A 25,347-nucleotide genomic window follows, 5' to 3' on the forward strand; every position below is an offset into this window, starting at 1 on the left:
CGGTCGGCGGGTCAGTCGCCGCCCAGCCGGGCCAGGGCGGCTCGCATCCCCTCGGTGAAGCGCCGGCCGGCCGGCAGGAGTTCGCCGCTGCCCAGGAGCGTGTCCACGGCACCGCGGGTGTATCCGTACCAGGTGGCGTGCTCACGCCCGGCCCGGGGAGCCGGCGCGTCGGTGCTCCGCTCGGTGTGCCAGAAGTCGCAGACGCCCAGGTGGGCGTAGGTGCCCTGGAGGAGCGCGTCCAGTGGCCGGGGGTCGGGGCGCCACGGGGCGTGGTAGCGGGCCGGGGACGCCGGGCCGTGCAGGGGGACCAGGTCGAGCAGGGCCCCGAGCTGCACGTGCAGGAACTCGTGGACCAGGGTGAGGGCGAAGAGCACGGGATCGGCGGGCGGGGAGAGGGCGACGGCGCCGTAGGCCCTGCGGGCCGCGGAGCTCACCGCGGTGCCGCCCGGTGCGGGGTCGAGCGGCACCAGGGTGGTCAGGCAGGCGGCGACGGCCCGGGCGTGCCAGGGATGGCGGCGGACCAGGACCTGCCAGGCGCCGTCCAGGGCGCGCTGCCAGTGCTCGGCCTCGTCGGCGCTCTGCTCCCCGGCGGGGAGATGGCCGTGGACGTCGCGGAACGGGCCGCGGTCGGCCAGCCGCAGGCGCAGCACCAGGCCGTCGCACTCGGTGGCCAGCAGGTGCGGCCCGCAGAGCGCGGCCGGTCCGCCGGCGGCCAGTTCGCCGAACCAGGAGAGGTCGGGCCGGTCACCGTGGGCGCACCCGGCCAGGGCGCGGGCCAGGCCCTCGTCGAGGTAGGGGTGGAGCATCACCGCCCGCCAGCGGTCCGGATCGTCGCGGTACAGGCCGGCCAGGTGCCGGTAGGGCTCGTCGAAGCCGGAGCCCGGGGGCAGCGACCGGCGGACGGCCGCCAGCAGCAGTCGGCGCTTGCTGAGCTGCCCGCGTCTCAGCTCGGCCACGGCCGCGGTGCCGCCGCGGGCGCGGGCGACGGCGTCGAACAGGGCCGCGTCGACGTCGTGCGTGGCGAGGGTGCCGGGAGCGGACGGGTCGGGGGGCGGGACGGGCACGGGGGCTTGCTCCTCGCGGGCGGGCCGGGTGCGGGGCGCCGTCATCTCGCCGCCGGCTGGGCCGCCGCGCGCAGCGCCGTGACGTCCCGGCGCAGCCGTTCGGCGATGTGGTCGACGAGGACGGCGAGGTCCTGGCAGTAGACGGACGGGGCGGCGAAGGGGGTCGGCGTCGCCCCGGGATGGTAGCGGTGGGCGTACAGGCCACCGCCGCACACCGCCGCGCGGGGGCAGGCCGCGCAGACGGGGGCGAGGCCGGCCAGCCCGCGTTGGCGGGCCCGGAAGGCCTCGTGGCGGGCGGCGTCGGCGAAGGTGTGGCGGAAGACGTCGAGACCGGTGCCCGGGGCCCCGGGGTAGGTGACCTTGAGCGAATCGGCCTGCTCGATCGTGCCGTCGGTCTCGACGACCACGAGGTCGACCGGGGTCAGTCCGACGGTCTCGCTGCGGGCGGTGCCGCCGAGCAGCAGCGCCAGGATCTCCTCGAAGAGCCGCACCCCGGTCTCCCGGCGCGGTGCGTCGTACCAGCGGTCGAAGACCGCGCACAGCCACCGCGCGTACGGCACCGGTCCGCCGGGCACCGCTCCGGGCGGCGTGCGGGGCGGGCTGGTGCGGTCGGCGAGGCCGGGCGGCGGGCCGTCCCAGGTGCCGTGCGGCAGCAGGAGGTTGAGCCGGGGCGGGGCGAACTCCAGCAGCGCCTCGTAGGTCTCGACGGGATCGGCGGCCAGGTCGACGGTGCACAGCACCCCGGCGTAGAGGGCGCGGTACGGGCCGTCGGCGAGCAGCCGCAGCGCCCGCGCCACCTCGGCGTGGCTGCCGCGGCCGTCGGGGCGGCGCCGGTGCCGGTCGTGGGTGGCGGCCGTACCGTCGACGCTGACCCCGATGCGGACGCCGTGCCGGGCCAGCACCGGCAGCAGTGCCGGGTCCTCGACCAGCCGCAGGCCGTTGGTCTGCAGCGTGAGCCGCAGCTCGGCCACCCCGTGCAGGGCGTCGGCGAGTTCACGCAGTACGGCGTCCAGCCGTACCGCCCCCACCAGCAGCGGCTCGCCGCCGTGCAGGACGACGTGCACCTCGGCCAGGCGGTGCCGGCGCGCGTGCTCGGCGATCAGCGCGGCCGTCCGGCGCACGGTGTCGGGGGCCATGACGCGGGGACGGTCGCGCCAGCTCTGGTCCACCGATTCGTAGACGTAGCAGTAGTCGCAGGCGAGATTGCAGCGACTGTGGATCTTCAACAGGAACTGCCGGAACGGGACCATGGGCCAGCCTCGCTGGAGCGCACCGGAGCCGCTCCCGCCGACGGCCGGGTCGACACGGAACGGGTGCTGGCGGGTGGCCGCATCCTACCGCCCGTCAGGTCACCGGGACCGCGCTGCGCTCACGTGGTCGGCGGCTCGATGTCGGAGTCCAGCCGGACCCCGCGTGCGATCGCCAGTGTCGTCGGATGCTGCTCGCCCAGGGTGCGCCGGGCGCGGGCCAGGGCGTCCTCGCGCAGGGCGTCCGCCTCCGCCGCGCGGCCCAGCTCGCGCAGGCTCAGCGAGAGGTTGGAGCCGCTGCCGATGGCGTCGTAGTGGTCGGGCCCGAACGCGGCGAGCAGCCCCTCCCGCGCCCTGGTCTCGATGTGGGCGGCCTCCTCGATGCGGCCCGCCGCCACCAGGTCGTTGGCGTGGTTGAGCAGGCAGCAGTAGGTGTACGGGTGGTTCTCCCCGAGGACGGCGCGCAGGTGGGCCGCGGTGCGTTCCGAGAGCGCGAGTGCATCCTCCAGGCGGCCCTGCAGCCGCAGGTACACCGCCATGTTGTTGGCGCAGACCAGCGTGACCGGGTGCTCCTCGCCCAGGTAGTCCTTGTAGCGGCCGAGAGCCCGCTCGGTGAACTCCAGCGCCTGCGTGATGTCGCCGAGCGCCGCGAGGTCGCCGGCCAGGCTGCAGGCGACGGCGAGGGTGTCGTAGTGGTCGGGGCCGTGGGCCTGCAGGTAGCGGTTGTAGATGTCCTGGTCGATGTCGCGGGCCTCGGCGTACCTGCCGTCCCGGCACAGCGCCACGGCCAGGTTCTTGCGCGCCCGCAGGGTGTCGCTGTGCCCGTCGCCGAGCAGCTGCTGGTAGAGCCGCGTGGTCGTCTCCAGCAGGCTCAGCGCCTGCTGGAGCTCGCCGGTCTCACGCAGGTCGCGGGCGTAGTTGTTGGCCAGGTTCAGGGTGCGCGGCTTCATGCTGCCCTGGTTCTGCCGCTGCCGTTCGTAGGCGCTGCGGTGCAGTTCCAGGGCGGCCCGGCGGTCGCCCGCCAGGTACTCGGACATGCCCAGGTTGTTGGCGTACATGAGGGTGCGCTGGTGGTCCTCGCCGAATTCGGCGTACGCCGCCTCGTAGGTGGTGCGGTCCAGCCGGCGGGCCTCCTGGTAGCGGCCGAGGGCCCGCAGGTCGGCGCCGACGTTGCCGGCCGCGGCGAGGGTGGCCGGGTAATCGGCGCCCCGGGTGCGGGTGAACCGTTCCAGGACGTCGGCGTCGAGCTCGTACGCCTCCACCAGCCGCCCCTGCGAGCGGAGCACGTTGCCCAGCTGGGTACGGAGCAGCAGGGTGTGCGTGTCGTCGGGGCCGCCCGGGAAGTCCGGCCGTCCCCAGCGCTCCAGGGTGCGTACGGCGAGGTCGTAGGCGGTGCTGTACAGGCTGCGCTTCCACAGGTAGCGCACCGAGTCGGTGATCAGCTTGCGGACCTCGGGGTTGGGGTCGGCGGACGCGCGGGAGGGTTCCAGGTGGGGCAGGAGCTCGTCGTACTCGTCCCAGTCGGCGGTGGCCTCCGGGTTGCCCGGGTTGGCGTCCGCGAGTGCCGTGTGCACCACCCTGCGCAGCTCCGCCCAGCGCTGTTCGCCGACCCCGTCGCGGATGACGGCCTGGACCAGGCGGTGCACGCTCAGGGTCTCGCTGCCCTGGTCGCTGCGGGCCAGCCCGTACCGGTTGAGCAGGCGCAGCAGCTGGGCGACGGCCATCTCGTCGCGGGGTTCGTCCGTGTCCGAGGTCAGCGCCCGGGTGACCGCCCGGCCGTAGAGCAGCCGCATGGGGATGGGATCGGGGCCGAAGAAGGAGCAGATCTCCAGCATCTCGGCGGCCGCCCGGTCGCGCCTGCGCAGGTCCTCCACCGCGATCTGCCAGGTCCTGGCGGCGGAGTTGGGGTACTCCCGGGGCGGCAGCTGGGTGTGGTCGAGGATGTCGGCGGGGCGGTCCCGCAGCTGGGCGAGATAGCGGTCGACCGGCATGTTGCTCTCGCTCAGCCAGGTCGCCGTCTGCCCCACCGCGAGGGGCAGGTCGCCGAGTTCGCGGGCGATCTGCTCCGCGTCCTCGGTGGAGAGCAACGGGCTGAACCTGTGCAGCAGTTCGACGCTCTCCGCCCGGGTGAAGACCTCCACCTCGGCCCGGCCCGCGCTGTTGACCCAGGCCCGGTCCCGCGAGGTGATCAGCACGTGCCCGCCGGGCGGTCCCGAGGGCAGGAGTCCGTCGAGTTCCTCGGGGCTGCCGGCGTTGTCGTAGACCAGGAGCCAGCGGTCGTACGGCTGTCCCTGTCCGAGGACGCGCAGGACGGCCTCCGCGGTGCTGCCGACGTCCTCGCCCTCCTCCAGGTCGAGGTAGGGGGCGAGGTCGGCGAGGGCGGAGCGGATCAGGCCGGGCTGGGCGGCGTTCATCCACCAGACCACGTCGTAGGAGGACTTGTGCCGGTGCGCGTACTCGAGTGCGGTCTGCGTCTTTCCCATGCCGCCGAGCCCGTACAGCGCCTGACTGGGCACGGTGGCGGTGGGCCCGGCGGTGAAGTGGTCGCGGAGCCGTTCCAGCAGCGGGCCGCGGCCGGTGAAGGAGAGGTTGCGGGACGGCAGGCGCTGGGCCGCCGGGATCGAGCCGGGGAAGCCGGGCAGTGCGGCGGCCGATGCCGCCGCGGAGCCGTCCGGCAGCCGGCGGCCGGCGGGCGGTCCGAGGACCGCCAGGAGCTGGTCGACGGCCTCGGCGGGGCCGCACCGGCTGAGGTCGGCGGCCGTGCTCTCGAGGTACGGGCCCGCGGCGGCCGGGTCGAGGTCCTGGATGCGGACGGCGACCAGGCCGGGGCCGCCGAGTGTCTCGTGCCCGGCCAGCTGGAGGCGGATCGCGGCGGCCCGCGACTGGATCGCGTAGTCGGGCGACAGCAGGGCGAGCACCCGGCCCTGGCCGTTCAGGGTGCCGGCCACCTCGGGCAGGACGCTGCCGCCCGGGGCGACCGTGCTGTGCAGCGAGACCTGGTAGCCGACCGACTCCAGGGCCTCCGCCGTCCACTCCGCCCAGACCCGGCCGAGCGGTGCGTAGCTGATGTAGATCTGGGTGGGCAGGGCGCGGGGAGCCCGCAGATAGGCGGCGCGCAGTTCGGCCCGCCGGTCCACGGGCAGCGGGGCGAGCCGGCGTACCCGGCCCTCCGAGATCCATTCGGTGAGCCGCTCGAACGCGGTGAGCAGCGAGCGCTCCTGGCGCGGCCGGTCGGCGATCGTGGCGGGGATCTCCTCGTACGCGTAGAACGCCTTGTACGGGATCTCTATCTCGCCCCAGTAGCGGCTGTGGTCCTCCTCCGGGAGCCAGCTCAGGAACGGTTCGAACTCGGTGCGGGAGAAGTCCCGGCCGGCCTCGAGCCGTTCGGTCTCGGCCTCCTCGACCCGCATGGGGACCGGCAGCACCTTGATGTCACGGGGTGCGGAGCGGCGCACGGCGGCCGCCGCGTCCACACCGCCGCGGATGCTCTGGGCGCTCATCGTGAAGCAGTCGACGAGGACGTCGGGCAGGACGATGGTGCAGATGCCGGAGGTGTCGCTGACGCCCGTCCGGCTGTCGATCAGCACGTAGTCGTAGGCGGCGATCATCTCCTCGCGCAGGGCCTGGAGGAAGTACCCGCCGCCGTGCCGGTCGTAGAAGCTGTGCCAGTTGAAGCTGGTCACGGCGGCGGAGTAGGCGGCCGTCTGGCGTCCGGCGGGCAGGAAGTCGAGCCGGCCGCCGGAGGGGAACTCCAGCAGCAGCCCGACGGTGTACGGGGTCAGGTCCGCGGCCTCCCGCAGCCAGCCGTCGTGGCCGGCGCCGGGGGTCGTGGCCGGGCGGGGGCCGGGGCCGCCGACGGTCGCACGGACCGGGGGCGGCTCGGGGCTCAGCACCGTGCGCACGTAGCCCTGCACCATGTTGATCAGACCGTCGGAGGAGCGCAGTTCGGGGTCGACCAGCAGGGGGTGCAGATAGCGGTGCAGGCCGGGGGCCTCCAGGTCCCAGTCGACCAGCAGGACCCGGTGGCCGCCGCTGGCGAGGATCCAGCCGACGTTGGCGAGCGCCATGGTGCGCCCGGTGCCGCCCTTGTACGAGTAGAACGTGACGATCTTGCCCGGTCCGCCGGTGCTACTGGTCATCGTCTGGGTCCTTCGGAACGGATCGTCCGCCGTGCGGCTGCGGTGGGGGCGGGGCAGTCTCCGGGCGGGGTGTCGGGGCACCGCCGAGGAACGGGAACCGCGGCGGCATGTCGGCAGGTACGGCGGGTACGGGGCCCGGGACGGTGAGCCCCGTCATCGGGGGCGGGGGCGGACCGGTGGGAACCCGGAAGGGAGTGGTGCTCTCCATCTCCATCAGCCGGTTCTGGGCCACCACCAGCATCACGGAGAGCCGTTCGTCGAACTCCTCCCCGCCCACCCGTACCCGGAACAGGGGGTCGTGCGGGTCGTTCTGGCGGCGCCAGTTGCGCCAGAACACGTGGCTGAGGTCCTCCCAGACCGACTCGCCGCCGGACTCCTCGTCGGAGTCGTGACAGGGCACGAGGACGCCGGTGGCCGGGCGGTTCTGGCGGTCGTAGTCCGCGAGCACGTCCCGGTAGGCCGGGCTGCGCGCGGCCCACGGGTCGACCAGCAGGATGCTCGTCTGGTTGTTGGCCATCGACTCGTCGAGCCGGTCGCTCAGCCCGGCGTCGACGACCTCGACGCTGCTGGTGTAGGGGCCCGACTCCATGATCACTCGCTGCGCCCGCCGGGCGACCGTGGGGTCCTTGGGCGGATGGTACGGCGTCCATTCCCGCGGCGAGCGCCCGTAGTACTCCGACCGGTGCCGTCCTTCGGGCAGCGCGTCCGCGACGCCGGCCGCCAGGAAGATCTCCACGTGCCCGGCACCCGGTGCGGCGGCCCGCCGGTGCCCGCCCGCGGGGAAGAGGCCGCGGACCTCGCCGAGGTCGAGACCGGACGTGAAGGGCAGCCGGAAGCGGTCCGCGGCCATCCGCACCCGGGCGGCGACCTTCCGGACGACCCTGCGGTAGGCCAGGCCCATCGGGTCGGTGCGCAGGATCTGCAGCAGTCCCTGCGTGACGTACTCCTGGCCCATGTCGGCCTCGTGGTACTGGAAGCGGGCGATCTCGTCCGGCAGGTCCCCCTCCATGGGCGCCCACAGGACCGGGACCAGCGCAGGCACGTCTATCTCGGTCTCCCGGCGGTACTCGCGCAGCCTGTCCCGGAAGGCCGTCCACTCCTTGCCGCAGTACTCGCTGTTCAGGTAGGCCGGGGAGTACAGCGCGACGAAGGCACGGCAGTGTCCGACCGCGGCGCCGAGCACCCGCGCCCAGTCGTCGCCCAGGCCCAGCCCCTCGACGTCCCGGAACGGTGGCTGGGCCGCGGGATCGGCGCCGATCTGACGGAGTTCCAGCACCAGGTCGTCGTAGAACCGCTTCACGAACTCGTCAGGGTTGTCCTTCCGCGCATAACTGAGGAAGAAATACGGCTCCTGAACCAAGGCGCCCCCCGAGTGCTCTCCGGCCGACCTGACAGTGTGCCACCTGAATGCCAGAGCATGTCCGGGTCATACCCCGAGGGGTGAGACCTCAAGCTGCCGACTTCTGATCACCTGTCAAGTGCGCGCAGGGGGGCGGAAAAAGCAGGAACCGAGGGGCAGGGGAAGGCCGCGCGGCGCGGTTACGGGGAGGCGCTCAGCCCATCGCGGAGCCGAAGGGGTAGGGCCGCGTGGCACGACTGCGGAAGGGAGGTTCAGCCCGTCGCGGAGTCGAAGGGGCAAGGCGGCGTGGCACGACTGCGGGAAGGAGGTTCAGCCCGTCGCGGAGCCGAAGGGGCAAGGCCGCGTGGCACGACTGCGGAAGGGAGGTTCAGCCCATCGCGGAGTCGAAGGCGGCGTACGGCACGCCGACCGGGTTGACCGCCTCGTCGACCATGCGTCGCAGCGCCGCGCCCAGCGCGTTGTCTGGCAGCTCCCCGAGCAGCCCCTCCAACGCTTCCGTGCTCAGGTCCGCGATGTCGAGCAGACATGAGTCGATCCGAGCGTCAGCGTCCATCGACATCCTTCGCACACGGGCGTGCCCTGTAGGTGCTGGGGCACACATAGTTCGCTCACCCTACAGGTCAGGGACCGCCTTATATCAAGCACCGTCGCACCCGGACGCGCGGGGCGATTCGCGCCGCGGGCACGCGCCGGGACCGCGGCCTCGGCAGGTGCGGTGCCGTACTCCCCGGACCGGCCTTCCGGCCATTACTGATCGAACGTCAGTGCCCAGGCGCCCTGGCCGGGGCGCCGGGAAAACCGGATGCGGTGGCCGGGCAGGCTGGCTACCGTCCGGGCGTGGCCCACACCTATCCGCCGCTGAACGTCGAAGTCCGCACGCCCCGTCTGACGCTGGCCGGCGCCTCCGACGAACTGCTGGAACGTCTCGTGCCGCTCGTGCGGTCCGGGATCGCCGACGCCGAGCCGTGGCCGTTCGACGACCCGAGCTCGTTCTACGCCGACAGCCCCGAGCGGGAATGGCGATGGCTGCGCGCCGTCTGGGCCGGCCGCGCCCGCGTCAGTCCGGACTCCTGGCGGCTGTACTTCGCCGTCCTCGTCGACGGCGAACCGGTCGGCATGCAGGACCTCGTCGCCGGCGACTTCACGCGGTTCGGCACGGTGTCCAGCTTCTCGTGGCTGGCCCCCGGCAGCCGCGGACAGGGACTCGGCAGGGAGATGCGGGCGGCGGTCCTGCACCTGGCCTTCGCCGGACTGGGCGCACGCGAGGCCGGCAGCGACGCCTTCGTCGACAACGAGGCGTCCAACCGCGTCTCCCGTGCCCTGGGCTATGAAGAGAACGGCACGGACTGGGACACCCGCCGCGGGGAGCCGGCGCGGATCCAGCGGTGGCGGCTCACCCGGGACGCGTGGGAACGGGTCCGCCGGGACGACATCGAGCTGACCGGCATCAGGGAGTGCCTGCCCGTCCTGGGCATCGGCTAGCTGCTCTGCCTCACCTTCGCTCACGTGCCGGAGGCGGTCGTCGCACATGACCGCCCGAGCATCCGCCGGGCCCCCTCCGTCCACCGGAACCCGGCCCCTTGGACCGGGCGTCGGAGACACCGGGCAGCACTGGGATCATCATCGGGTGCGTGGAACTGACGAGCTGATCAACGTGGGCGATCCGGCCTGGCCCGCGCTGCAGGAGCTGTTCGCGGCCGGCGCTGTTCCGGTGAGGGTACTGCCCGTTGAACGGGGCGAGAGCCGTCGGAGCCTGCTGCAGATGCAGGTCACGGCACGATCGGCGCTCGGCGCCGTCGCGTTGAACAGCGGCGGCCTGGTCCTCGATGACGGATGGGTGCGTGTGTTCGGCGGCGGGTCGGGCGAAGACGACGGCAGTCTGCCAAGCCTTGCCCAGGTCAACGCGTTCCCTTCCGATTTCGATCCTGCCTGGCATCCGGCGCAGGGCTTGGTCGTCGGCCACGACGTGCTGGGCGGAGTGTTCGCGCTGAACGGCCACGACCCGGAAGCGGCGGGTCGGCCCGGTGTCCCGGGACAGATGACCTACTTCGCCCCCGACACGTTGGAGTGGGAAGCGATGGAGATGGGTCACTCGATGTGGATGTCCTGGATGCTGTCCGGGCGGCTGGAGAAGTTCTACGAAGGGCTCCGCTGGCCGGGCTGGCGTGCGGAGGCGGCCGCCTTGCCCTTCTCGCAGGGCATCTCGGTGATTCCGTTCCTGTGGTCGCAGGAGGCTCAAGCGGATCTCGCCGGCACCAGTCGCCGTGCCGTGCCGATCCGTGAAGTCCTTGGCGTCGCCGCTGACTTCGCCCGGCAGATGGGCCCGGCCGATCCGGGATTCCTTGGTGCGGTATAGGTCGGAGGGCCGACCCCTCGGCGGAGGGTGTGGCCTTGGTGGGCCGGGTCCCCTCTGTTCTGGAGCCGTGGATGGGATGCCCGTCCCTCTCCCCGGTCCTTCAGCCAGAGCCCGACCGTTCCGAGCCCCCTGCCGTTCGTCGTCCGCCGGCACATGCCACCACTCGAACATGACCACGGACGCTAAGGCTGCACCACGGAACACGGTCACCGGCCGCCAGATACGCCCGGACACGGCTCCTGGTCGCTCTCTCCTGATCACCCTTGCGACAGGATGGGAGCATGAGCGTAGTCAAGATCAACGTACTGACCGTGCCGGATGAGCAGCGGGAGACGCTGGAGAAGCGGTTCGCGTCGCGGGCGCATGCCGTGGAGGGCTCGGACGGGTTCGAGTGGTTCGAGCTTCTCCGTCCGGTCGAGGGGACCGAGCAGTATCTGGTGTACACGCGGTGGAAGGACGAGGAGTCCTTTCAGGCGTGGATGGAGGGGCCGATGAAGGCCGCGCACCAGGGCGGTGCGGAGGGTGAGCGGTCGAAGCCGGCGGCTTCCGGGGCGACGCTGTGGTCGTTCGAGGTGGTGCAGTCCGCGGGACCGAAGGGCTGACGAGGCCGGGGGCCGGTGCCCCCCGTGGGCACCGGCGCGGTGAGTGGTCAGGCGGCCTTTTCGGGGGTGGTCGTGAGAGGTGCGGCCGAACGGGGCTGGGCCGGTACGAGGGGGCGGCGGCGGGACGGGAGGCCGAGCATCGGGTGGGAGACGGCCCAGGCCGCGCCCTTGCAGATGAGTTCCTTGTAGCGGGCGGCGGTGCGGCCCGTCAGCGCCGCCGGTACGGCGCGGTCGTCGGCCGTGACGTACTGGACCAGGCCCTGCCTGCGGCCCAGCGAGATGCACTGGTTGTAGTAGCGCAGCGGCATGTTGGGGAGCTTTCCGCCGGTCAGGCGGGCCGCGATGGCGTCGGCGGCCTGCCAGGCCATCGGGAGGCCCGAGGCGCAGGACATGCGCAGCGGGTTGCCGGCCGGGCCCGTCGCCTGGGCCGCGTCGCCGACGGCGTACACGTCGGGGTGCGAGACCGAGCGCATGGTCCGGTCGACGACGATCCGGCCCGCGCCGGTGACCTCCAGGGCGGTGGCCCGCGGGATCGGGTGGACGGCGAAGCCGGTGGTCCACAGGGTGACCGCGGCCGGGACCGGCCCGCCCTCGGCCGTGGTCACGTGGCCGGGTGCCACGGCGGTGACGTCGGTGTGCTCGTGCACCGTGACGCCGAGCCCGTCGACGACCTTCCGCAGGTGGCGGCGGCCCTTCGGGGAGAGCCAGTCGCCGAGGGCCCCGCGGGCGGCGAGCGCGACGTCGAGGTCCGGGCGGGCCTCGGCGATCTCGGTCACGGCCTCCAGGCCGGTCAGTCCGCCGCCGACCACGAGCACCGGCGCTCCGGCCGGGAGCGCGGCGAGGCGCCGGCGCAGCCGGAGCGCTCCGGGGCGGCTCGCGATCTCGTCGGCGTGCTCGGCGGCGCCGGGGACGCCCTGGTCGTTCCAGGTGCTGCCGAGGGCGTACACGAGGGTGTCGTACTCCAGTTCCTCCGGCTCCCGGGTTTCCCCGGCGGTCGGGAGCGTGGTGACCGTCCTGCGGTCGACGTCCACGGCCGTGACCTTCGCGAACCTCAGCCGCACGCCGGTTCCGGCGAACATCTCGGCGAAGGGCCGGGGCCGCAGCTCCTGGCCGGTCGCGAGCTGGTGCATCCGGACGCGCTCGACGAAGTCGGGTTCGGCGTTGACGAGGGTGATCGCGACGTCCTCGCGGCGCAGCCGCCGGGCGAGGCGGCCGGCGGCGACGGCTCCGGCGTATCCGGCGCCGAGGACGACGATGCGGTGCTGCATGTCCGTACTCCTGTCATCCAGCTGTTCAGCGGGTCGCCCCCTGAACCGGGCGGGCCGCCGTTTCCTGACAGGAGGGCGGTGTGAAGCGGCTCACATCGCCCGGGAGAACTCGGAGGGGCTCAGAAGACCGGAAGGGCTCAGGAGATCGGAAGGGTTCAGAAGAGACGGGCCAGGGGTTCGCCGTGGGCCGTCGCCGCCCACCGGCTGGTCGCGCGCTCCAGCTTGTCGGGGTTGACCTGGGTGCGGAACGCGGCGATGCCCTCGGTGGTGATCTCCAGGCACATCACGCCGAAGACCCGGCCGTCCACGGTCGCCACCAGCGCGGGGCCGCCGTTGGCGGTCGCGGCATACAGCTCGACGGAACCGCCGACCAGCGCCCGCTGGGCCGGGCCCTGTTTGAACAGGCCCCGCATGAACTTCGCGACCGCGAGGGCACCCTCGAACGCCCTGGCCGCCGCCGGGACCTTCCCGCCGCCGTCGCCGACCGCGACGGCGTCCTCGGTGAGCAGCCGGACGAGCGGCTCGGTCCGGCCGCTGGCCGCGGCCGCGAGGAACTCCTCGATGATCCGCCGGGCGGCCGCCTCGTCGACCGCGGTGCGGGTCCTGCCCTGCGCGACGTGCTTCCTGGCCCGGTGCAGGATCTGCTGGCTGGCGGCCTCGGTGAGGTCGAGGATCCGGGCGATCTCCCGGTGCGGGTAGTCGAAGGCCTCGCGCAGCACGTACACCGCGCGCTCGGCCGGGGCGAGGCGCTCCAGCAGGACCAGGACGGCGTACGACACCGACTCCCGCCGTTCCGCGGTGTCGGCGGGGCCGAGCATCGGGTCGCCGGCGAGCAGCGGCTCGGGCAGCCACTGGCCCACGTAGGTCTCGCGGCGGGCGCGGGCCGAGGTGAGCTGGTTGAGGCAGAGGTTGGTGAGCACCTTGGTCAGCCAGGCCTCGGGGACCTCGATGCGGGCGGTGTCGGCTGCCTGCCAGCGCAGGTAGGTGTCCTGCACTGCGTCCTCGGCCTCGCTCGCGGAGCCGAGGAGGCGGTAGGCGATGGCCGCGAGGCGCGGCCGGGCCGCCTCGAACCGGTCCACGTCGGTAACGGTCGCTGCCATGCCGTGGATCCTAGGCGGTCCGCCGGAAGTGCCGTGGGAGACCGTCGATCGGACAGGTGCCGTCGGCCGGGTGCGGACAGGTGCCGTCGGCCAGGTGCGGCAGCGTCGTGGCCGGTCGCGCCCACGCGGCGGAACCGCACATGAAGACGGCCCCGCGCCCCGGTGAGGCACTGCCGGAGCGGGCGGGGACGGTCACAGGCGCCGGCAGACCGCCGTGGCCGCGCCAAGGCATGTGCATAGTGTCGCGAATGCGTGGTATGCGGCGCCGTAGCGGGCCCGGGAGAGGTTCCGTGCGGCGTCCGCTGTCCACCGCACACGACCGGAGGACGAACGTCATGCGGCTCCGTGCCCGGCCCAGGGGCGACCTCGCGGTCGACGACGCCCTGGGCGCGGCACTGGCCGACATGGTGCGCCGGACGGGGGCGGCGATCGGCGGCCTGTACCTCGTCGAGGAGCCGGCCGCCCTGCTGCGGCTGGTGGCGCTGTGCGGGCTGCCCGCCGACTTCACCGCACCCTGGCAGCGGCTGCCGCTGACCGCGCCCGTCCCGGTGGCCGACGCGATCGAGGAGGACCACCTGGTCTGGGTCGGCTCCCAGGACGAGATGGCCCGCCGCTACCCGCGGGCCGCGACCGTCCTGCCCTACCCCTTCGCCCTCGCCGCGGTCCCGTTGCGCGGGGTGCGCCGCAGGTGGGGCGGGGTCGTGCTGATGTGGCCCGCCGACCACCCGCCCCGGCCCACCGCCCGCGAACGGCACCACATCGCGGCCAGCGCCCGCGCGCTGGCCCGGCTCCTGGATGACTCGCCGGTGCCGCCCGCCCTCCCGGACCGGCCGCGTGTCGTGGCCGTGGACTCGCGGCGGCATCCGGCCCAGACCGCACTGGCCGCCGCCGATTTCCTCGACCGGATCCCGGAGGGTGCCGTGGCCCTGGACCTGGAGGGCAGGGTCACGTTCATGTCCGCCCCGGCCGCGCGGCTGCTCGGCCGGGACGCCGACCGGCTGCTGGGCACCCGGCCCTGGCAGTCCCTGCCGTGGCTGGACGACCTGCGGTACGAGGAGCGGTACCGGCTGGCGGTCGCCAGCCGGGCGCCGGTGTCCTTCAGCGCGCTCCGCCCGCCGGACCAGTGGCTGACCTTCCACCTCCACCCGGACGCCAGCGGCATCAGCGTGCGCGTCACCGCCGGGGAGGAGGCGGGGACGGACGCCGGAAGCGGGCGCGCGGAGCCTGCCCCGACCACGCCCGGCCGCCTCTACCAGCTGGTCCACCTGGCGGCCGCGCTCACCGAGACGGTGACCACCCGCGACCTCGTCGCGCTGATCGCGGACCAGATCCTGCCGGCGTTCGGCGCCCAGGGACTGCTGCTCAGCATCTCCGAGGCGGGCCGCCTGCGCGTCGCCGGACAGCACGGCTACTCCGCCGAAGCCGTCGAACGCCTCGACGCCCTCCCCCTCGACACCGGCGTCACCCCGGCCGGGCAGGTCCTGGCGAGCGGCGTCCCCGCCTTCTTCGCCAGTCCGGCCGAGCTGGCCCGGAACTACCCCCGCCTACCGCGGATCAGCGGGAAACAGGCCTGGGCCTACCTGCCCCTGATCATCTCCGGACGCCCGGTCGGCTGCTGCGTCCTCTCCTACGAACGCCCGCACGTCTTCACCGCCGACGAACGCGCCGTCCTCACCCCGCTGTCCGGCCTGCTCGCCCAAGCCCTGGACCGGGCCCGCCTCTACGACACCCAGCACCACCTCGTCCACCAGCTCCAGCAGGCGCTCCTGCCGCGCAGCCTGCCCACCGTGCCCGGCCTCACGGTCGCCGCCCGCTACCTGCCGGCCGGGCACGGCATCGACGTCGGCGGCGACTTCTACGACCTGCTGCGCCTGGACGACACCTGCGCGGCCGCCGTCATCGGCGACGTGGAGGGCCACAGCATGGCCGCGGCGGCCCTGATGGGCCAGGTCCGTACCGCCATCCACGCGCACGCCACCGCCGGCGCCGCCCCGGACCAGGTCATCGACCGCACCAACCGGCTCCTCGCCGACCTGGCCCCCGACCTCCTGGTGACCTGCCTCTACCTCCACCTCGACCTGGCCCGGCGCGAGCTGACCCTGGCCGGCGCCGGCCACGTGCCGCCGCTGCTGCGGCCGGGGGCCGGCCGGGCCCACCCGCTCCACCTCGACCCCGGGCCGCCGTTGGGCGTCGACGCCTGCGCCCGCTACCCCCTCACCCGGGGCCCGCTCCCGGCGGGCTCCGTCCTCGCCCTCTACACCGACGGCCTCGTCGAACACCCCGGCACCGACGTCGGCCACGCCATCGCGGGCCTCGCCGAGCACCTCGCCCGTGCCGACGTCGGCGACCTGGAGCGCCTCATCGACGACCTCGTCCAGCAGGCCTGGCCGGCCGGTGGCCACACCGACGACCTCGCCGTGCTGCTGCTGCGGACCGGGGTCCCGCACCCGTGAACCGGGGCCCCTGCCGGCGGCTCGGGACGCGGGGGATACTCGCCGCATGCCTACGCTCTTTTCCCGGATCCTCGCCGGAGAACTGCCTGCCCGGTTCGTCTGGCAGGACCCGGAGGTCGCCGCGTTCCTCAGCATCGCCCCGCTGACCCCGGGGCACACCCTGGTGGTGCCCCGGCGGGAGGTGGACCAGTGGACCGACGCGGACGGCGAGGTGCTGGCCCGCTGCGTCACGGTGGCCCAGGCGGTCGGCCGCGCGGTGCGGCGCGCCTGGGACGCGCCCCGGGCCGGTCTGGTCATCGCGGGCTTCGAGGTGCCGCATCTGCACATCCATGTCGCGCCCGCCTGGGGCATGGCGGAACTCGACTTCTCCCGGGCGAAGGCGGAGACGGACGAAGCCGCCCTCGACGACGCCGCGACCCGGCTGCGCACCGCACTGCGCGAGCTCGGGTTCACCGAGCAGGTGGCGTCCGAAGCCTGACCGGACGCGTCAGCGGGGGTCGGCCGTGACGACCTCGTGCAGGACGTCCTCGGCGCTGAGGAAGACCGGGCCGGGGGCGGCCATGCCGTCGGCCAGGGCGCGGGCGGAGGCGGCGTCGATCGCGGCGAGGGCGGCCGGGCCGGTGGACGAGAAGCAGGTGACGATGTCCGGAGCCGCCGGTCGAGGCGCCCGTCGCGCCGCCGGTTGTAGGGGTTCCGGGGCGGCGGGATCATGGGAGGGATACCCGGACAGCCGGAGGCACCATGGAGGGTCGCGTACCGGACGACCTGGCGGTCGTCGTCGAGGCCGGCGGGGCGGTCCTGGTGTGGAGTGCGGGGGCCCGGCGGCTCCTCGGGTACGAGCCCGCCGAGGTCGTCGGCCGTTCCGCGCTGACGCTGCTCGCCGCCGACCTGCCCGTCTCCGCGCGCCGGCACCTCGCCGACGGGCAGCGCTGGTCCACCGAGGTGGCGCTGCTGCACCGCAACGGCGACCGTATCGTCGTACGTCTGCAGGGCATCCCGCTCGCGGACACGGGTGACAGGCCGCTCTGGCTGGTGACCGCCGCCCCGCCGACGACCGTGGCCGGACGCGAGCAGCCCGGCGCGGCGGCCCTGTGGGACCTCACGCTCGCCCAGCTGCCCACACCGGTGGCGATCTACGACCGCGACGCCCGGTTCGTCGCCGCCAACGACGCCATGTCCCGGATCATGGGCCTGCCCGCGGCGGAGATGCGGAGCCTGACCCTGTCGGAGATCGAGCCCAGCTTCCCCTTCGACGAGTACGACCGCCTCCAGCGACAGGTCCTGCGCACCGGGCAAACGATCTTCCACGAGCAGCACGCCCAGGCGCCCGGCGAGACCCGGGAGCACTCCTGGTCGATGTACTTCTCCCCGCTGAAGGACGACATCGGCACCGTGCAGGGCGTGTCGGCGGTGGTCTTCGACACCACCGAGCAGTACTGGGCCCGCCGTCACCTGGCCGTCCTCGACGACGCCGGCCTGCGCGTCGGCACCACCCTGGACGTGACCCGCACCGTCGAGGAACTGGCCGAGGTGGCCGTGTCCGGGTTCGCGGACTTCGTCACCGTCGACCTGCTGGAGTCCGTCGCCCTCGGCGACGAGCCGGAACCCCTGACACCGGGCGAACCGGTCGCCGTACGCCGAGCGGCCCAGCGGTCGGTGCTGGCGGGCTGCCCTGAGGCGGCGTTCGCCCTCGGCGACGCGTTCCGCTACCCGGTGGACACGCCTCCGATGCGGACGCTGCTCAGCGGCCACGGCACCCGCCACCGGCCCGGCGACCCCGGCATGCGGGACTGGCTCAGGAGCTCCCAGGCCCACGCCGAGGCCGTCGCCCGGCACCTGATCCACTCGGTGCTGATGGTTCCGCTGCGGGCCCGCGGCGTCACCCTCGGCCTCGTGCACTTCCTGCGGCACCGCACGCCCGAGTCGTTCACCGAGTACGACCAGCGGCTCGCGGAGGAGATCGTCGCCAGGGCCGCGGTGAGCGTGGACAACGCCCGCCGCTACACCCGCGAGCGCCGCACCGCGCTGGCCCTGCAGCGCAGCCTGCTGCCGGGACGGCCGCCGGGCCTCGCGGCGACGGAGGTGGCCTACCGCTACCTGCCCACCGGGGCCGGTGCGGACGTCGGCGGCGACTGGTTCGACGTGATCCCGCTCTCCGGGGCCCGGGTCGCCCTGGTCGTCGGCGACGTCGTCGGCCACGGCATCCGCGCCTCGGCCACCATGGGCCGCCTGCGCACGGCGGTACGGACCCTGGCGGACGTCGACCTCGCCCCCGACGAACTCCTCACCCAACTGGACGACCTGGTCATCCGCCTCGACCGCGAGGAGGGTCCGGAGGTGCCCGGCCGGGCGGAGGCCGCGTCGGCCGGCGACATCGGCGCGACCTGCCTGTACGCCGTGTACGACCCGGTGACCTGCCGCTGCACCGTGGCCCGCGCCGGTCATCCGCCGCCGGCCCTGGCCACCCCCGACGGTGACGTCCGCTTTCTCGACCTGCCGGCCGGACCGCCGCTCGGCCTGGGCGGCCTGCCCTTCGAGTCCGTCGAGGTGGAACTCGCGGAGGGCAGCCTGCTCGCCCTCTACACCGACGGCCTGGTGGAGACCGCCGACCACGACATCGAGGTGGGTCTCGGCCTGCTCCGCCGGGCCCTCGCCGGCCCGGCCGCGCCCCTGGAGGAGACCTGCGACCACGTCCTGCGCACGGTCCTGACCGACCGCCCGGCCGATGACATCGTTCTCCTGCTCGCCCGCACCTCCGCCCTGGACACCACGAAGGTCCGCACCTGGCAGTTCCCCCAGCACCCGGCCGCCGTCGCCGGGGCCCGCAAGGTGGCCTGCGAACAGCTGGCGGCCTGGGGACTGACGGACGCGGCCTTCGCCACCGAACTGATCGTCAGCGAACTGGTCACGAACGCGGTCCGCTACGGCGACGGCCCGATCGCCCTCCGCCTGATCCGCGACGCCTCCCTCATCTGCGAGGTCTCCGACGGCAGCAGCACCGCCCCGCACCTGCGCCGGGCCCGCGTCTACGACGAGGGCGGCCGGGGCCTGCTCCTGGTCGCCCAGATCTCGGAACGCTGGGGCAGCCGCCAGACCCCGACCGGCAAGACGATCTGGGCGGAACAGCCCCTGCCGGCGTGAACCACGTGCCCGGCCAGACCCGTGACCCAGCGGGCGACCCTCGTGCCCCACCGGGCGGGTCGCGACCTACCGGGTGAGCGGCCGGTCGCGGCCGAGCGTGTCGGTCAGTGCTGACACGACGGCCGTGGCGACGGCGGAGGCGACGAAACTCCCCGCCATGACCAGCACCACCCCGACCATGAACAGCCCACTGGCTTCGCCCGACCAGTCGACGTAGGCGGCGAGGGTCAGCCCTGCGGTCGTACCGGCCACGGCAGCGGCGCTGTGCCCCCGGGCGGCCGTGCAGCACACCGCCGCCAGCAGGGTCGCGGCCAGCCCGGCGACCTGCCACGCCTCGTACGGCCCGCTGACCGACCCGTCGGCCCGCACCTCCCGGTGCTGGTCCCAGCCCAGCCAGGCGGCCCAGGCCACCACCGACACCCCGGCCAGCACGAGTGCCGGCGCCCCCGCCCGCAGATCGGGCCTGTGAAGTCCCATGCCCTTAGCGTTCCGGCCGGGCACCGGCACCGGACAGAGTGCGGATACTCAGACCGACCCGAGTACGTACGCCGGTGCGGGGCCGCCCGCGCGGACGTTCCGGAGCCTTCGCCGCCTTCGCGATGCCCTGATGGCCTGCGCGATCTGCTCTCCACCCAACTCAGGAGGGATGAAAGGCTGTTCCCGCCCCCTTCCGGAAGGAGAGCACCATGCCCGAGGAGCCCGAGGACTTCCCGCCCATCGAGCCCTACGCTCGCGGTCTCCTCGATGTCGGGGACGGGCAGCAGGTCTACTGGGAGACCAGCGGCAACCCCGCGGGGAAGGCCGCCCTGTGCGTGCACGGCGGCCCGGGCAGCGGCGGGCGGCGGCACGCCCGCAGACTGTTCGATCCCGGCATGTACCGGATCGTCCTCTTCGACCAGCGCGGCTCCGGCGAGAGCCGGCCGCACGCCTCCGACCCGACCGTCGGCCTCGCCGACAACACCACCGACCACCTGATCGCCGACATGGAACGGCTGCGCGAGCACCTCGGCGTCGAACGCTGGCTCCTGTACGGCGGCTCCTGGGGCTCGACACTGATCCTCGCCTACGCCGAACGCCACCCCGAGCGGGTCTCCGAGATCGTCATCGCCGGTGTCACCATGACCCGCCCCGAGGAGACCGACTGGCTCTACCGCGGTGTGGGCCGCCTGCTCCCGGGCCCCTGGGAGGCCTTCCGCGACCACTTGCCGCCCGCCGACCGCGACGGCAGTCTCGTCGCCGCCTACGACAGGCTGCTGAACGGTCCGGACGCCGGGGTCCGGGCCCGCGCGGCCCGTGCCTGGGTCACTTGGGAGGACGCCGTCATCGCCCATGAGGTGCTGGGCAGTCCAGGTGCCTACAGCGACCGCCCCGACGATGCTCTGATGGCCTTCGTCCGCATCTGTGCGCACTACTTCGCCCACGACGCCTGGCTGGAGGACGGTCGGCTGTTGCGGGACGCCCGCCGGTTGGCCGGCATTCCCGGAGTGCTGATCCACGGCCGGCTGGACATCGGCAGCCCGCTGAAGACCGCGTGGGAACTGGCGAGGGCCTGGCCGGACGCGGAGCTGCAAGTGATCGACGACGCGGGGCACACCGGCAGTCCCGCGATGCACCGGGCTGTCCTGACGGCGATCGCGCGGTTCGGCGATGGCCGCTAGGCAGGCCTGCTTGTCAGTTCCCCTCCCCCTCTGCCTCCCGGCCCTCTGCTCCTCGCCCCTCCGTCACGCGGCGGCGGCGCAGGGCCGGGTCGAGGAGGGCGGGCGGGGTGTCGTGCTTCTCGTGTGCGGCCAGGTCGGTGCCGGGGGCGACGATCGCGTCGACCGCGTCCAGAACGTCCGCGGAGAGCACGGTGTCGGCGGCGGCGAGCTGGGAGTGGAGGTGGTCGCGAGTACGCGGGCCTATGAGGGCGCTGGTGACGGCGGGGTGGGCGGTCACGAAGCCGAGGGCGAGCTGGATCAGGGTCAGCCCGGCCCCGTCGGCGACGGCGGCCAGCCGCTCCACCGCGTCGAGCCGGGCCTGGTTGGCGGGCAGGGCCAGGTCGAAGCGGTCGGGCGCCAGCGTGGCGCGGCTGGTGGTGACGGGCCGGCCCCTGCGCACGGCGCCGGACAGCCAGCCGGAGGCCAGCGGGCTCCACGCCAGCACGCCCATCCCGTACTCCTCGGTCACGGGCAGGACATGGGACTCGACGCCCCGCTGGAGGAGGGAGTAGCTGGGCTGTTCGGTGACGTACCGGCTCAGGCCGTGAACACGGGCGGCCCACTGGCCCTGCACGATCCGGTACGCCGGGTAGGTCGAGGAGCCGAAGTGGCGGATCTTCCCGGCGCGTTGCAGATCGGTCAGCGCCGACAGGGTCTCCTCGTCACTCGTGGCCGGGTCCCAGCGGTGTATCTGGTAGAGGTCGACGTGGTCGACGCCGAGCCGCCGCAGGCTGTTCTCCAGCGCGGTGACCAGCCACCGCCGTGACCCGCCCCGGTGATTGCGCTCGTCCCCCATCGGCAGGCCGGCCTTCGTGGCCAGCACGATGTCGTCACGGCGGCCCGCGATCGCCTTGCCGACCATCTCCTCCGACTCGCCCTGCCCGTACATGTCGGCGGTGTCGATCAGATTGATCCCGGCCTCCAGTGCGGCGTCGACGATCGCGGTCGCCTCCTCCTGGGTGGTCCGCCCGATCGCCCCGAAGTTCATCGCGCCGAGCCCGAGCGTGCTGACCTGCACACCGGTACGGCCCAAAGTGCGGTACTGCATGGCTGTTCTCCTCACCCGACATATTCGACACGCTTGCAATAAACGGAACGCCGTCCCGTTTCACGTTTTCGACGATACGGAACACCGTCCCGTTTCGCAACGCCCCGATAGAGTGACGCCCGGCGGAACACCGCCGAAGGACGCCCGACGGCCGACGAAGGACGCGCGATGAAGGACGAGGAGCAGGCGGTCCGGCCCCGGCGGGCGGACGCCCGGCGCAACGAGACGACCCTGCTGGAGGCGGCCGCGGCGGCGTTCGTCGCGTCCGGCGTGGAGGCGCCGGTCCGCGACATCGCGGCCCGTGCGGGCGTCGGCACGGCGACGATCTACCGGCACTTCCCGACCCGCGCCGACCTGATCATCGCCGTCTACCGGCACCAGGTGGAGGCCTGCGCGGAGGCCGGCCCGGCACTGCTGGCCGACTCCCCGAGCCCGTACGAGGCGCTGCGCCGCTGGATCGATCTCTTCGTGGACTTCCTGGTCACCAAGCACGGGCTCGCCGCGGCCCTGCGTGCCGACCAGACGGGCTTCGACGCCCTCCACGCGTACTTCCTGGACAGCCTGGTCCCCGTCTGCACCCGGCTTCTCGACGCGGCATCCGAGTCCGGCGAGATCCACACCGACCTGGCCGCCGTCGAGCTGATGCGCGGCGTCGGCAACCTCTGCATCGGCGCGGAGAGCGACCCCGGCTACGACGCCCGCCGCCTGGTCGCCCTTCTCGTCACGGGACTGCGCCACACGGCGTGACGCCCCGCACCGCTCACGCGGTCTGCCCGGCTCCGGCTGCGGCTTCAGCAGCGGCACCGGCACCGGCACCGGCACCGGCGAACATGGCGATCAGCCCGTGCGGGGAGCCCTCGCGGAACATGCGCTCGTGGAGGTCGGCCGCGTCGGCGGCCTCCGCGGCGCACGACGACCGCCAGCAGTTCCTCGACGGCATCGACCTCGTCCTCGCCGGCATCACCGCCACCCACCACCACCGGCAGGAACACCCGGACGGCCCGGACCCCGCGCGCGGTCCGGAATAGCCGCCGCTCCGGCCCGTGTTGCCGCGACCATGACGACGAACGCGCCCCGGCCCGAGATCCTGCGCTACACCGCCTTCTCCAGCTCCCCCGAGGGCGGCAACCCCGCCGGGGTCGTGCTGGACGCCACCGGTCTGGACGACGCCGCAATGCTCGCCATCGCCGCCGAACTCGGCTACTCGGAGTCGGCGTTCCTGACCGCACCCCCGGCGGACCTCGGCGGCGAGGGCGGGGGCGGAAACGGGGACGGGGACGGGGACGGACGGGCGTACACCATCCGTTACTTCAGCCCCAAGGCCGAGGTGCCGTTCTGCGGGCACGCCACCATCGCGACCGCCGTGGCGCTCGCCGAGCGGACCGGCCCCGGGGAGCTGGTGTTCGCCACCCCGGCGGGCATCGTTCCGGTGGCGGTGACCGAGGAGGGCGGGGCGGTCCTGGCCACACTCACCAGCGTCGAGCCGCACACCGAGGAGATCGCCGGCACCGACCTCGCGGAGGCGCTCGCCGCGCTCGACTGGCCGGCCGCCGATCTCGACCCGGCCTTCCCGCCCCGCATCGCGTTCGCCGGCGCCCGCCATCTCGTGCTCGCGGCGGCGACCCGCGCCCGGCTCGCGGACCTCGCCTACGACTTCGCGCGCCTCGAAGCGCTGATGCACCGCCTGGACCTGACCACCGTTCAGTTGGTGTGGCGGGAGTCGGCCACCGTCTTCCACGTCCGCGACCCGTTCCCCGTCGGCGGGGTCGTCGAGGATCCGGCGACCGGCGCCGCGGCCGCCGCGTTCGGTGCCTACGCCCGTGAGCTCGGCCTGGTCCCCGAGGACGCCGTCCTCACCCTCCACCAGGGCGAGGACCTGGGCCGCCCCGGCGAACTCACGGTCACCCTGCGCGCGGGCGACCCTCGCGTGCACGTCGGCGGCACCGGGACCCGCATCGTCTGAGCCTGCGCTCCCCCGGACCGGCGGCGCCCCGGATATTCCGTGGCACCACCGCCGGACCCGGGCGGAGACTCGTCCCATGACGGATCCCAGGACGGATACGGCGGACGCAGCGGACGTGTCGGACGCGGCAGGCGCGTCGGATCCCAGGACGGATACGGCGGACGCGGCACACGGAGCGGACCCGGCGCATACGCCCCGCCCGCCCGGCATGGCGGACTTCCGGGAGGCCGTCGGCGCGTGGGACCGCGGTGGCCCCGCGGAGCCCGCGCGGGAACTCGCCGAGCGGCTCGGCATCCGTGTCGCCGTACTGCTCGAAGGGCCCAGCGACCTCGCGGCCGTCGAGGCGCTGGCCGTCCGGCGCGGCCGGGACCTCGCGGCCGAAGGGGTCTGCGCGCTGCCGATGGGCGGGGCGATGAACGCCGGCCGGTTCGCCCGCCTCCTCGGACCGCCCGGCCTCGGCCTGCGCCTGACCGGGCTCTGCGACGAACGCGAACTCCCCTACTACTCACGCGGTCTGGCACGGGCCGGTGCCGCAGCGGACGGCCTCTTCGTCTGCGCGGCCGACCTGGAGGACGAACTGGTCCGCGCCCTCGGCCCGCCGCGCGTCGCCGAACTCGCCCGCGCGGAGGGCGATCACCGCGCCCTGCGCACCTTCCTCAACCAGCCCGCCCAGCAGGGCCGCACCGCGCAGCAGCAGTACCGCCGCTTCCTCGGCACGACCTCGGGCCGCAAGATCCGTTACGGCCGGGTCCTCGTCGAGGCCCTGGACCCCGACCGGGTACCCGCGCCGCTCGCCGGCCTGCTCACGGCTCTGTGACCACCAGGGCCCGCGGTGACCACCGGAGCCCGCGGCCTACACGCCTCCCAGCCCCAACGCTCCCGCCACCGCCCGGTACCCCGGCAACGGGTCGGCGCCTTCGGGGTGCAGCAACTGCACCGCCACGTGGTCGGCGCCCGCGTCCAGATGGGCCCGGACGCCCTCGGCCACCCGGTCAGGGCCGCCGTGCACGATGAGGGCGTCGAAGAGGCGGTCGCTGCCGCCGTCCGCGAAGTCGGTGTCGTCGAAGCCGAGTCGGCGCAGGTTGCCGACGTAGTTGGTCAGGCCCAGGTAGAAGCCGAGCGTGGCGTCGCCGATCGCGCGGGCCTCGGCCGGGTCGGTCTCCAGGACCACCTTCTGTTCGGGGGCGAGGATCGGGCCGGCGCCGAGGAGTTCGCGGGCCCGGCGGGTGTGCTCGGGGGGAACCAGATAGGGGTGCGCGCCCGCGGTGCGGTCGCCGGCCAGCCGCAGGACGCGGGGGCCGAGGGCCGCCAGCGCCCGCCGGGCGACCGGGACACCGCCCGCGTCGAGGACGTCCAGGTAGGCGTTGAGGGCTTCGTACGGCCGCACGAACTCCTTCGTGGCCTCCGGGTGGCCGGCGCCGACGCCCAGCAGGAAGCGGTCCGGGTGACGTTCGGCGATGCGCCGGTAGGCGCGGGCGACGCGGTCGGCCGGGTTGGACCAGATGTTCACGATGCCGGTGGCCAGCACCAGGCGGTCCGTGGCGTCCAGCAGGCGTTCGGCTTCGGCCAGGTCCGGGTCGGTCACGTTGCCGAGCCAGAGGGTGCCGTAGCCCAGGCCCTCCAGCGCGACGGCCAGTTCGGGTTCGGTCCTGTCGTGGCGCCACACACCGAAGGCGCCGAGGTCGATCTTGCGCGGGGTCTCGTCCATGCCCCGGACAACCGAGGGGGCCGAGAACCGTATTCCGATCAGCGTCGAAAGATGCCCCGAATGGCCGCACGTGGTCGCGGCCGTCGGCCCGCCGTCGCTCGCCGGCACGCTCGTCGCACTGCCCGGCGCCCCCGGCCGCTCCTTGGCCTCGTCGGCAGGCTGAACGTCAGCTTCGGCGGGACGGTGGTCGATCCGTGGCGC

The 25,347-nt window shown here is 73.9% G+C and carries 21 protein-coding genes; 11 read left to right on the top strand and 10 right to left on the bottom strand.

Going from position 1 to position 25,347, the window contains the following annotated elements; translation table 11 throughout:
* Window positions 1–11: 11 nt before the first annotated feature.
* The 5 genes from BLW82_RS20605 to fxsA all read right to left on the bottom strand — a co-directional run bounded on the left by BLW82_RS20605 (window position 12) and on the right by fxsA (window position 8,363).
* A complete protein-coding gene (locus BLW82_RS20605; protein WP_177233017.1) occupies window positions 12–1,064 on the bottom strand; it encodes an aKG-HExxH-type peptide beta-hydroxylase in 1,053 nt (350 codons plus the stop codon).
* A 41-nt stretch (window positions 1,065–1,105) separates the two neighbouring features.
* Complete coding sequence (locus BLW82_RS20610; protein ID WP_093500541.1) at window positions 1,106–2,314, bottom strand: FxsB family cyclophane-forming radical SAM/SPASM peptide maturase; 1,209 nt, start codon at window positions 2,312–2,314, stop codon at window positions 1,106–1,108.
* Window positions 2,315–2,433: 119 nt separating this feature from the next.
* The gene (fxsT, locus tag BLW82_RS20615; protein WP_093500543.1) at window positions 2,434–6,450 is read right to left on the bottom strand and encodes an FxSxx-COOH system tetratricopeptide repeat protein; all 4,017 of its coding nucleotides are present in this window, start codon (window positions 6,448–6,450) and stop codon (window positions 2,434–2,436) included.
* On the bottom strand, window positions 6,440–7,810 hold the full coding sequence (fsxC, locus tag BLW82_RS20620; RefSeq protein WP_093500545.1) for an FxsC protein: 1,371 nt from the start codon (window positions 7,808–7,810) through the stop codon (window positions 6,440–6,442). The genes fxsT and fsxC overlap by 11 nt, the downstream gene beginning before the upstream one ends.
* 367 nt (window positions 7,811–8,177) lie before the next feature.
* The gene (fxsA, locus tag BLW82_RS20625; protein WP_177233018.1) at window positions 8,178–8,363 is read right to left on the bottom strand and encodes an FxSxx-COOH cyclophane-containing RiPP peptide; all 186 of its coding nucleotides are present in this window, start codon (window positions 8,361–8,363) and stop codon (window positions 8,178–8,180) included.
* Window positions 8,364–8,647: 284 nt separating this feature from the next.
* Between fxsA and BLW82_RS20630 the strand changes: the two genes are divergently transcribed.
* The 3 genes from BLW82_RS20630 (at window position 8,648) to BLW82_RS20640 (ending at window position 10,768) form a co-directional block, all read left to right on the top strand.
* Window positions 8,648–9,292, top strand: a complete 645-nt coding sequence (locus BLW82_RS20630) for a GNAT family N-acetyltransferase (RefSeq protein WP_093508173.1) — start codon at window positions 8,648–8,650, stop codon at window positions 9,290–9,292.
* Window positions 9,293–9,437: 145 nt separating this feature from the next.
* Entirely contained in the window at window positions 9,438–10,166 is a 729-nt protein-coding gene (locus BLW82_RS20635; RefSeq protein WP_093500549.1) for a DUF2625 family protein, read from the top strand.
* A gap of 281 nt (window positions 10,167–10,447) precedes the next feature.
* Entirely contained in the window at window positions 10,448–10,768 is a 321-nt protein-coding gene (locus BLW82_RS20640) for an antibiotic biosynthesis monooxygenase family protein (protein ID WP_093500551.1), read from the top strand.
* 47 nt (window positions 10,769–10,815) lie between these two features.
* On the opposite strand, the gene BLW82_RS20645 is transcribed toward BLW82_RS20640, so the two are convergent.
* Both BLW82_RS20645 and BLW82_RS20650 read right to left on the bottom strand, forming a co-directional pair.
* Window positions 10,816–12,036: an NAD(P)/FAD-dependent oxidoreductase gene (locus tag BLW82_RS20645; protein WP_093500553.1), complete on the bottom strand. Its 1,221-nt coding sequence runs from the start codon at window positions 12,034–12,036 to the stop codon at window positions 10,816–10,818.
* A gap of 155 nt (window positions 12,037–12,191) precedes the next feature.
* Window positions 12,192–13,136, bottom strand: a complete 945-nt coding sequence (locus BLW82_RS20650) for an RNA polymerase sigma-70 factor (RefSeq protein WP_093500555.1) — start codon at window positions 13,134–13,136, stop codon at window positions 12,192–12,194.
* 335 nt (window positions 13,137–13,471) lie between these two features.
* Here BLW82_RS20650 and BLW82_RS20660 point away from each other — a divergent pair, with 335 nt between their 5' ends.
* The 3 genes from BLW82_RS20660 to BLW82_RS20670 all read left to right on the top strand — a co-directional run bounded on the left by BLW82_RS20660 (window position 13,472) and on the right by BLW82_RS20670 (window position 18,730).
* A complete protein-coding gene (locus BLW82_RS20660; RefSeq protein WP_093500559.1) occupies window positions 13,472–15,589 on the top strand; it encodes a SpoIIE family protein phosphatase in 2,118 nt (705 codons plus the stop codon).
* 46 nt (window positions 15,590–15,635) lie between these two features.
* The gene (locus tag BLW82_RS20665; RefSeq protein WP_093500561.1) at window positions 15,636–16,067 is read left to right on the top strand and encodes an HIT family protein; all 432 of its coding nucleotides are present in this window, start codon (window positions 15,636–15,638) and stop codon (window positions 16,065–16,067) included.
* 263 nt (window positions 16,068–16,330) lie between these two features.
* Window positions 16,331–18,730: a SpoIIE family protein phosphatase gene (locus BLW82_RS20670; protein ID WP_093500563.1), complete on the top strand. Its 2,400-nt coding sequence runs from the start codon at window positions 16,331–16,333 to the stop codon at window positions 18,728–18,730.
* Between the two features lie 66 nt (window positions 18,731–18,796).
* Here the strand turns inward: BLW82_RS20670 and BLW82_RS20675 are convergent, their stop codons facing one another.
* The gene (locus tag BLW82_RS20675) at window positions 18,797–19,207 is read right to left on the bottom strand and encodes a hypothetical protein (protein ID WP_093500565.1); all 411 of its coding nucleotides are present in this window, start codon (window positions 19,205–19,207) and stop codon (window positions 18,797–18,799) included.
* A 209-nt stretch (window positions 19,208–19,416) separates the two neighbouring features.
* Between BLW82_RS20675 and pip the strand changes: the two genes are divergently transcribed.
* Window positions 19,417–20,388: a prolyl aminopeptidase gene (pip, locus tag BLW82_RS20680; RefSeq protein WP_093500567.1), complete on the top strand. Its 972-nt coding sequence runs from the start codon at window positions 19,417–19,419 to the stop codon at window positions 20,386–20,388.
* A 13-nt stretch (window positions 20,389–20,401) separates the two neighbouring features.
* On the opposite strand, the gene BLW82_RS20685 is transcribed toward pip, so the two are convergent.
* Window positions 20,402–21,475, bottom strand: coding sequence for an aldo/keto reductase (locus tag BLW82_RS20685; RefSeq protein ID WP_093500569.1), 1,074 nt, complete (start codon window positions 21,473–21,475; stop codon window positions 20,402–20,404).
* Between the two features lie 168 nt (window positions 21,476–21,643).
* On the opposite strand from BLW82_RS20685, the gene BLW82_RS20690 reads away from it, so the two are divergent.
* From BLW82_RS20690 to BLW82_RS20700, 4 genes are all read left to right on the top strand, one after another.
* The gene (locus tag BLW82_RS20690) at window positions 21,644–22,222 is read left to right on the top strand and encodes a TetR/AcrR family transcriptional regulator (RefSeq protein WP_093500571.1); all 579 of its coding nucleotides are present in this window, start codon (window positions 21,644–21,646) and stop codon (window positions 22,220–22,222) included.
* Between the two features lie 119 nt (window positions 22,223–22,341).
* A complete protein-coding gene (locus tag BLW82_RS44515; protein ID WP_177233019.1) occupies window positions 22,342–22,503 on the top strand; it encodes a hypothetical protein in 162 nt (53 codons plus the stop codon).
* 29 nt (window positions 22,504–22,532) lie between these two features.
* Entirely contained in the window at window positions 22,533–23,438 is a 906-nt protein-coding gene (locus BLW82_RS20695) for a PhzF family phenazine biosynthesis protein (RefSeq protein WP_093500573.1), read from the top strand.
* Window positions 23,439–23,646: 208 nt separating this feature from the next.
* Complete coding sequence (locus BLW82_RS20700; protein ID WP_093500575.1) at window positions 23,647–24,255, top strand: TOPRIM nucleotidyl transferase/hydrolase domain-containing protein; 609 nt, start codon at window positions 23,647–23,649, stop codon at window positions 24,253–24,255.
* A 36-nt stretch (window positions 24,256–24,291) separates the two neighbouring features.
* Here the strand turns inward: BLW82_RS20700 and BLW82_RS20705 are convergent, their stop codons facing one another.
* On the bottom strand, window positions 24,292–25,146 hold the full coding sequence (locus BLW82_RS20705) for an LLM class F420-dependent oxidoreductase (RefSeq protein WP_093500577.1): 855 nt from the start codon (window positions 25,144–25,146) through the stop codon (window positions 24,292–24,294).
* Between the last annotated feature and the right edge of the window lie 201 nt (window positions 25,147–25,347).

Origin of the sequence: Streptomyces sp. Ag109_O5-10, assembly GCF_900105755.1 — a bacterium.
In the GTDB taxonomy this organism is placed as follows: domain Bacteria; phylum Actinomycetota; class Actinomycetes; order Streptomycetales; family Streptomycetaceae; genus Streptomyces.